Here is an 8922-nt window from a genome sequence, read left to right as displayed (position 1 = left end):
TGCTCGGCGCCTTCTGTGCAGTGGCGTTTCGCCAGCTGATCACGCTCGAAACCGTGACCGTCGATCCGACCCAGCTTTCTCCCTGGGGCACGCCCCTCGAAATCAGGACGCCGCTGGCCCAGACCTGGTTCGGCGACTGGGGCGGATTCATGATCGAGTACTCGGTCCCGCTCGCCATCCTGCTCGCCATCCCGGTCATGCTGATCGTCGGCATCGTCATGGAACGCGGTCTCATCAAGCACTTCTACAAGCGCCCGCATGCCGAGCAGATCCTCGTCACCTTCGGCCTCGCCATCGTGCTGCAGGAGATCATCAAGGCCATCTTCGGCGCCAACCCGATCTCGCAGCCGATGCCGCCCTCGCTGGCCGGCGCCGCCGATGTCGGTGTGTGGCTCGGGCTGGCGCCGGGCGCCGTGACCTACCCCCTCTGGCGCCTGACCTATTTCCTCTTCGCCGTCGTGGTACTGGGTGCCGTGTTCGCCTTCCTGCGCTTCACCACCTTCGGCATGGTGGTGCGCTCCGGCATGGCCGACCGCGAGACCGTCGGCCTGCTTGGCATCAACATCGACCGTCGCTTCACCATCATGTTCGGCCTCGCGGCCGTGGTCGCCGGGCTGGCCGGCGTCATGTACACGCCGCTGGTGCCGCCGACCTACAGCATCGGCATGGACTTCCTGGTGCTGAGCTTCGTCGTCGTCGTGGTGGGCGGCATGGGCTCGCTGCCCGGCGCCGTCGCCGCCGGCTTCCTGCTCGGCATCCTGCAGTCCTTCGCCTCGATGAACGAAGTCAAGCAGGTCATCCCGGGCATCGACCAGATCATCATCTATCTCGTCGCCGTCGTCATCCTGCTGGTGCGGCCCCGTGGCCTGCTCGGCCGGCGCGGCGTCATGGAGGCCTGAGCCAATGAACCCGTTCGCCATGCCCCGCCGGGACGCGATCACGCTGGCCATCTTCGCCGTGGTCGTCCTCGCCATGCCCTTCTGGCTGGCCCCGTTCGGCGCCGCCTATCCGGGCCTGCTGCAGAAATTCGCCATCTTCGGCATCTTCGCCATCGGCTACAACATCCTGTTCGGGCTCACCGGCTACCTGAGCTTCGGACATGCGGCCTTCCTGGGGGTGGGGTCCTACACGGCCGTGTGGTCGTTCAAGCTGCTCACCATGGACGTGTTCCCGGCCATCATCTTCGCCGTCCTCCTGGCCGGATTGTTCGCGCTGCTGATCGGCTGGCTCAGCCTCAAGCGCTCGGGCATCTACTTCGCCATCCTGACGCTCGCCTTCGCGCAGATGATGTACAACCTCGCCTATTCGGTGCTCACCCCGATCACCAACGGCGAGACCTCGCTGCAACTGACGCTGAAGGACCCCCGCCTCATCGACATGATGTTTATGGAGCGCGGGGCGGGGCTGCCGTCGGCAACCCTGCTGGGGCACAACTTCACCGGCTTCGAGGCGTTCTATTTCACGGCCGTGATGCTCATCCTGGCCTTCTTCGTCGCCCAGAAGATCTTTTCGTCGCCCTTCGGCATGATGCTCAGGGCCATCAAGTCGAACCAGACGCGGATGAACTATACCGGCTTCAACACCAAGCCGTACACGCTCACCGCCTTCGTCATCTCCGGCATGTATGCCGGGCTCGCCGGCGCCCTGCTGGCCGTCACCGATCCGCTGGCCGGCGCCGAGCGCATGCAGTGGCAGGCCTCGGGCGAAGTCGTGCTGATGACCATACTGGGGGGCGTCGGCACGCTGGTCGGACCGGTGATCGGTGCCTGGCTCATCAAGTATTTCGAGAATATCTTCTCGGCCTTCAACGAGGGCATGCTGAGCCGGTTCTTCGACTTCCTGCCCGACGGCGTCCAGGACCTGGTGGTGACGGTGACCAGCAAGTTCGTGGGCGAAGGCTGGCACCTGACCCTGGGACTGCTGTTCGTCCTCGTGGTCGTGTTCCTGCCCGGCGGCATCATGGAAGGCGTCCGCCGCCTCGGAAAGTTGTTCCAGCGCCAGGGCAAGCCCGGCGCGGGGGCGGCCGTGCGCGTCCAGCCAGCGGAGTGAGGCGATGACCCAAGCTGAAAAGAACGTCGTTCTCCACGTTGCCGACGTGCACAAGAATTTCGGCGGGCTGCATGCCCTCGCCGACATCGACCTGCAGGTCGAGGAGGGCAAGACCCACGCCATCATCGGGCCGAACGGGGCGGGCAAGTCGACCCTGCTCAACGTCATCATCGGCCGCATCCCCCCGACGCGGGGCGCGGTGGTCTTCGACGGCAAGGTGCTCACCGGCAAGAAACCGCATGAAATCAACCAGATGGGGGTGGTGCGGGTGTTTCAGACGCCGGAGATTTTCCCGGATCTGTCGGTGCTGCAGAACGTGATGGCGCCGGCCTTCGCCAAGCGCGACGGCGCCTTCCGCATCAACATCATGACGCCGCTCGAGGCCGAAACCGAGGTGCGCGAGGAAGCCGAAGCCATCCTCCAGGATGTCGGGCTGTATGAGCGCCGGCTCGTCCATGCCGGCGCCCTGAGCCGCGGCGACAAGCGGCGGATGGAGCTGGCCATGTGCCTGATCCAGCATCCGCGGCTGCTGCTGCTCGACGAGCCGACCGCCGGCATGTCGCGGCACGACACCAATACCACCATCGACCTGCTCAAGAAGATCAAGGCGCGCGGCATGACCAAGATCATCATCGAGCACGACATGCACGTGGTGTTCTCGCTCGCCGACAAGATCTCCGTGCTCGCCGGCGGCCGCATCATCGCCGAAGGCCACCCCGACGAGGTGCGCGGGAACCCCAAGGTGCAGGAAGCCTATCTCGGTGGTTCACACACTCTGGAGGTTGCCCACTGATGAGCGCGATCACGATGGATACCGATTTTGTCGCCGAGACGAAGGCTGCCGACCGGACGGCGCCGCAGGACGCCCCGTTCTTCGCCGCCAGGGACATTCACGCCTATTACGGCGAGAGCTATATCGTGCAGGGCGTCAGCTTCGACATCCGGCACGGCGAAATCCTGGCGCTGCTCGGCCGCAACGGCGCCGGCAAGACCTCGACGCTGCGCACCATCGCCCGTGTCGACAAGCCCAGCCTGACGCAGGGCGAAATCTGGCTCGAGGGGCGCGCCATCCATCGCATGAAGTCCTTCGAGGCGGCGCGCGCCGGCATCCAGCTGGTGCCGGAAGACCGTCGCATCATCCCCGGACTCACGGTCGAGGAGAACCTGACGCTGGCCAAGGTGGCGCCCGGCCGCGGCTGGGAGCTGGAGCGCATCTACCAGCATTTCCCCAGGCTCGCCGAGCGGCGCCGGCAGGAGGGCGTGACGCTGTCGGGAGGTGAGCAGCAGATGCTTGCCATCGCCCGGGCGCTGGCACGAGACATCAAGCTGCTGCTGCTGGATGAGCCCTACGAGGGTCTGGCCCCGGTCATCGTCCAGGAAATCGAGCGCATTCTCAACGAAATCAAGGCCATCGGCATCACCAGCGTGATCGTCGAGCAGAACGCCATCGCGGCGTTGCAGCTTGCCGATCGCGCCGTCATCCTCGACACCGGCGAGGTCGCGTTCACGGGCACCGCCAAAGAGGTACTCGACAACGCCGATCTGCGCCACGAATATCTCGCTATCTAGCCGGGATTACCCTGCGATCCGAAGATCGCTAACTTGAAGGGCCTGCCATGAACCGTCACGTTTCAACCATGCAACCGCACAGCCGCCTGACCCCAGCGCAGTTCGAGGCCCAGTATGCGCGCTCGCTTGCCGAGCCGGACGCGTTCTGGCGCGAGCAGGCCAAGCGCCTCGACTGGATCAAGCCGTTCACCAAGGTGAAGAACACCACCTTCGAGTACCCCAACGTCTCGATCAAGTGGTTCGAGGACGGGGTGCTCAACGTCGCCGCGAACTGCATCGACCGCCACCTCGAGAAGCACGGCGACCAGGTCGCGCTGATCTGGGAGCCCGACGATCCCAAGGCGCAGGCGCAGCACATCACGTTCCGGCAGTTGCACGACGAGGTCGGCCGCTTCGCCAACGTGCTCAAGGGGCTGGGCGTCAAGAAGGGCGACCGCGTCACCATCTACCTGCCCATGATCCCGGCCTCGGCCTTCGCCATGCTCGCCTGCGCCCGTATCGGCGCGGTGCACTCGGTGGTGTTCGGCGGGTTCTCGCCCGATGCCCTGGCCGGCCGCATCAATGACTGCGACAGCCGCGTGGTCATCACGGCCGACGAAGGCCGCCGCGGCGGCAAGAGCGTGCCGCTCAAGGCGAATGTCGACATCGCCCTGGAGGACTGCCCCGGCGTCGAGAAGGTGCTGGTGGTCAAGAACACCGGCGGCACTATCGCCATGAAGGGCAGCCGCGACCTGTGGTGGCACGAGGCCGCCGCCGGGGTCGAGCCGTTCTGCGAGCCCGAGCCGATGAATGCCGAGGACCCGCTCTTCATCCTCTATACCTCGGGCTCGACCGGCAAGCCCAAGGGCGTGCTGCACACCACCGGCGGGTACCTGCTGTGGTCGGCGCTGACGCACGAGATGATCTTCGATCCGCGCGAGGGCGAGGTCTACTGGTGCACCGCCGACGTCGGCTGGGTCACCGGCCACAGCTACATCGTCTACGGGCCGCTGGCCAACCGCGTGACCACGGTGATGTTCGAGGGCATCCCGACCTATCCGGACGCCTCGCGCTTCTGGAACATCGTCGACAAGCACAAGGTCAACATCTTCTATACTGCCCCCACCGCCATCCGCGCGCTGATGGGCGCCGGCCAGCAATATGTGGACGCGGCCGATCTCTCCTCGCTGCGCCTGATCGGCTCGGTGGGCGAGCCCATCAACCCCGAGGCTTGGCACTGGTACGACCAGCAGATCGGCAAGGGGCGCTGCGAGATCGTCGACACCTGGTGGCAGACCGAGACCGGCGCGACCATGATCACGCCGCTCCCCGGCGTGATCGCCACCAAACCCGGTTCGGCGACCAAGCCCTTCTTCGGCGTGCAGCCCGCCGTGCTGTCGCCCGAAGGGGTGCTGCAGGAGCAGACCAAGGCGGAGGGCGTGCTGTGCATCAAGGACAGCTGGCCGGGGCAGGCGCGCACCCTGTGGGGCGACCACCAGCGCTTCATCGACACCTATTTCCAGACCTACCGTGGCTACTATTTCTCGGGCGACGGCGTGCGCCGCGACGAGGACGGCTACTACTGGATCACCGGCCGCGTCGACGACGTGCTCAACGTCTCCGGGCACCGGCTGGGCACCGCCGAGGTGGAGAGCGCGCTGGTCGCCCATCCCAAGGTCTCGGAGGCGGCGGTCGTGGGCTACCCGCATGCCATCAAGGGGCAGGGCATCTACTGCTATGTCACCCTGATGGCCGGCGAGAAGCCCTCGCCCGAACTCGAGGCCGAGCTCAAGTCCTGGGTGCGCAAGGAGATCGGCGCCATCGCCGTACCCGACCTCATCCAGTTTGCCGACGGCCTGCCCAAGACCCGCTCCGGCAAGATCATGCGCCGCATCCTGCGCAAGGTGGCGGAGAACGACTACGGCTCGCTCGGCGATACCTCGACCCTCGCTGATCCGACGGTGGTTGACGCGCTCATCACCAATCGCCGGAACAAGTAGCGGCCGCCGGCCGGGACCCGGTCGGATGCGTCATCGCAAGGGAGCGTCGCAGGACTCCTGCGGCGCTCTTTTCTTGCGCCGGGGTCGTGCCGGATCACCCCCTGGTCTGCCGCCGGCAGGCGGGCTGTGCAAGGAGCCTGCCGGAGGCAGCGGGCCCCTTGTGCGGGGACTCCGCTATTGTTATGAATCATAACAATGGGAGGAAGGGATGAACGCTGGGCCGCGACCGGGTCTGCGCCCCGTCCGCATGGGGCAGATGCGCGCCGAATGCGTGCAGCGCGACGACGGCACGGTCTATGTGCGTTCGCTCGAGACGCTGGGCGACTATCCGCGCAGCCTGACCGACCGGCTGGCGCAGTGGGCGCAGGCCACCCCGGACGCGCTCTTCCTCGCCGATCGCAAGGGGTCTGACGGCAGCTGGCGCCGCCTCAGCTATGCCGAGGCGTGGGACATGGTCCGCAACCTGGCGCAGGCCGTGATCGACGCCGGGCTATCGGCCGAGCACCCGCTGGTCATCCTCTCCGGCAACGAGATCGAACACGCGTTGCTCGGCCTCGGCTGCATGCTGGCCGGGGTGCCGTACGCGCCGCTGTCGCCGGCCTATTCGCTGCTGTCGCGGGATTTCGCCAAGCTGCGCCACGTCATCGCCCTGCTCGATCCGGGCATGGTCTACGCCAGTGACGGCGAGCGCTTCGCCGCGGCGATCGCGGCGGCCGTCGACCCGGCAACGCCGCTCGTCGTCCGCAGCCATCCACCGGCGGGCCGGCCTGCGAGCCTGTTCGCTGCCATGGCGCGGACCCGGCCGGGGCCAGCGCTCGATGCCGCCGATGCCAGGGTCGGCCCCGACACCATCGCCAAGTTCCTGTTCACGTCGGGCTCGACCGGTCTGCCCAAGGCGGTCATCACCACGCAGCGCATGCTGACCTGCAACCAGGAGATGATCCGCTCGGCCCTCGCCTTTCTCGGCGAGGAGCCGCCGGTCCTGGTCGACTGGATGCCGTGGAACCACGTCGCCGGCGGCAGCCACAATTTCGGCATCGCCCTCTACAATGGCGGCAGTTTCTATATCGACGACGGCGCGGCGACGCCCGAGCGCATCGGCCGGACGGTGCGCAACCTCAGCGAAATTGGCCCCACCTTCTATTGCAACGTGCCCAAGGGCTTCGAGCTGCTGGTCGACCAACTGAACGGCGACGCAACGCTGCGCAACAGCTTCTTTTCCCGGCTCAAGGTGCTGCAATATGCCGGCGCCAGCCTGTCGCAGCACGTCTGGGACGGGCTCGAGCGCGCCGCCCGCGCGGCCACCGGCGAGCGCATCATGATGATCACCGGCTACGGGTCGACCGAGACGGCGCCCTTCGCCTTCACCACCACCTGGCCGGTCGACCGGGCCGGGCTGGTCGGGCTGCCGGCGGCGGGGCTCGAGGTCAAGCTCGTGCCCAACGCCGAAAAGCTCGAGTTGAGGCTGCGCGGCCCCAACGTCACGCCGGGCTACTGGAAGATGCCGGAGCAGACGGCGGCGAGCTTCGACGAGGAGGGCTACTACCGGATCGGGGATGCGCTGAAGTTTGCCGAGCCGGGCAACATCGCCCGCGGCTTCGTCTTCGACGGGCGCGTCAGCGAGGACTTCAAGCTCGCGACGGGCACCTGGGTCGACATGGGCGGGGTCCGCGCCGGCGTGCTGGCCGCCTGCGCGCCGCTCATCCGCGACGTGGTGCTGACCGGGCTCGACCGCAACCATATCGGCGCGCTGCTTTTTCCCGATCTGGAGGCGTGCCGGCGCCTCGCGGGCCTGCCGGCGGGGACGGATGCGGCACAGATTGCCGCCCACCCGGCGGTGCGGGGCGCCTTCCAGGCGCGGCTCGACGCGCTTGCCAGCCGCGCCACCGGCAGCTCCAACCACGTGGCCCGCGCCGTCATCATGGCCGAACCGCCCTCGATTGACGCCGGCGAGGTCACCGACAAGGGTTCCATCAACCAGCGCGCGGTGACGTCGCGGCGCTCCGCGCTGGTGGCCGGCCTCTATGCGGAGCCGGCGCCGGCGCACGTGCTGGTCTTCACCCGGGGGACAGGGGCATGAGCGGGGTCAGGCAGGGGCTCGTCGCCATGTTCGAGGACGCCTGGCTCCTCGGCGGCGCGCGCACGCCGTTCGTCGATTATCGCGGGCCGCTGGCGGCGGTGTCGCCGATCGACCTCGGCATCAAGGCGGCCCGCGCCGCCATCGCCCGCAGCGGCGTCGAGGCCGCCGATATCGGCACCACCATCGCCGGCTCGATGGCGCAGGCCTCGTTCGACGCCTACGTGACCCCGCGCCATATCGGGCTCTATGCCGGCGTGCCGGTGGAGCGGCCGGCCCACCTGGTGCAGCGCATCTGCGGCACCGGGCTTGAGGTGCTGGTGCAGGCGGCCGACGCGGTGGCGCTGGGGCGCGCCGACCTGGTGCTCGGCGTCGGCACGGAATCGATGAGCCGCAACCCGATCGCCGCCTATACCCACCGCAACGGCTTCGCCATGGGGCAGGTGGAGTTCAAGGATTTCCTGTGGGAGGCGCTGTACGATCCGGCCGCCTGCGTGAGCATGGGCGACACCGCGGAAAACCTCGCCCACCAGTACGGCATCACCCGCGAAGCAGTCGACCGCTTCGCCGCCCGCAGCTTCGAGCGCGCCGTCGCGGCGCGCGCGGCCGGGCACCTTGCCGAGGAGATCGTGGCGGTGGTCGGCGAGCGCTTCGAAGTCGATGGGCTCGCGCCGCGCGGCATCGCATTGCCCAGGGGCGTCGAGGCCGTGGATGCCGACAGCCACGTGCGGCCGTCGCCCTACGCGGTCCTGGCCAAGCTCAGGCCCGCTTTCGGCGGCGTGCAAACGGGCGGCAACTCCTCGGCCATCGTCGACGGCGCGGCGGCGGCGCTGGTCGCCTCCGGCGCCTATGCGGCCGGGAAAGGGCTGAGGCCGCTCGCGCGCCTGCGCGCCGGCGCCTCCGTCGGGGTGCCGCCGCATATCATGGGCATCGGGCCGGCCCCGGCCATCCGCGCCGTGCTCGCGGCGAGCGGGCTCAGGCTCGCCGACATCGGCCGCATCGAGATCAACGAGGCCTTCGGCGCCCAGACGCTGGCCTGCGTGCGCGAGCTCGACCTCGACGAGGACAGGCTCAACGTCAATGGCGGCGCCATCGCCATCGGTCACCCGCTCGGCGCCACCGGCGTGCGCCTCGCGCTGACGCTGGCGTTCGAACTGCGGCGCGCGCAGCAGCGCTACGGCATCGCCTCGGCCTGCATCGGCGGCGGGCAGGGCATCGCGCTGCTGATCGAAAACCCGGAGGCTTGAG

The 8922-nt window shown here is 68.0% G+C and carries 7 protein-coding genes; all 7 read left to right on the top strand.

Going from position 1 to position 8922, the window contains the following annotated elements; translation table 11 throughout:
- Positions 1 to 899: branched-chain amino acid ABC transporter permease (locus VGD93_RS05995; protein ID WP_395010190.1), on the top strand; the 899-nt coding region annotated here is incomplete at its 5' end.
- Positions 900 to 903: 4 nt separating this feature from the next.
- Positions 904 to 2049, top strand: a complete 1146-nt coding sequence (locus VGD93_RS05990; RefSeq protein ID WP_395010188.1) for a branched-chain amino acid ABC transporter permease — start codon at positions 904 to 906, stop codon at positions 2047 to 2049.
- A 4-nt stretch (positions 2050 to 2053) separates the two neighbouring features.
- Positions 2054 to 2842 (top strand): ABC transporter ATP-binding protein, encoded by a 789-nt coding sequence (locus VGD93_RS05985; RefSeq protein WP_395010186.1) that lies wholly within the window; start codon positions 2054 to 2056, stop codon positions 2840 to 2842.
- Complete coding sequence (locus tag VGD93_RS05980) at positions 2842 to 3618, top strand: ABC transporter ATP-binding protein (protein WP_395010184.1); 777 nt, start codon at positions 2842 to 2844, stop codon at positions 3616 to 3618. The genes VGD93_RS05985 and VGD93_RS05980 overlap by 1 nt, the downstream gene beginning before the upstream one ends.
- 68 nt (positions 3619 to 3686) lie before the next feature.
- On the top strand, positions 3687 to 5597 hold the full coding sequence (acs, locus tag VGD93_RS05975; RefSeq protein WP_395010182.1) for an acetate--CoA ligase: 1911 nt from the start codon (positions 3687 to 3689) through the stop codon (positions 5595 to 5597).
- A 208-nt stretch (positions 5598 to 5805) separates the two neighbouring features.
- Positions 5806 to 7677: a feruloyl-CoA synthase gene (locus VGD93_RS05970; RefSeq protein ID WP_395010180.1), complete on the top strand. Its 1872-nt coding sequence runs from the start codon at positions 5806 to 5808 to the stop codon at positions 7675 to 7677.
- On the top strand, positions 7674 to 8921 hold the full coding sequence (locus VGD93_RS05965) for a thiolase family protein (protein ID WP_395010177.1): 1248 nt from the start codon (positions 7674 to 7676) through the stop codon (positions 8919 to 8921). Before VGD93_RS05970 ends, VGD93_RS05965 begins: the two co-directional genes overlap by 4 nt.
- The last annotated feature ends 1 nt before the right edge of the window (position 8922 follow it).

Source organism: Devosia sp. (assembly GCF_036406155.1).
In the GTDB taxonomy this organism is placed as follows: domain Bacteria; phylum Pseudomonadota; class Alphaproteobacteria; order Rhizobiales; family Devosiaceae; genus Devosia_A.
The sequence above is the reverse complement of the archived record's forward strand: the minus strand, read 5'-3'. Positions and strand labels throughout refer to the sequence as shown.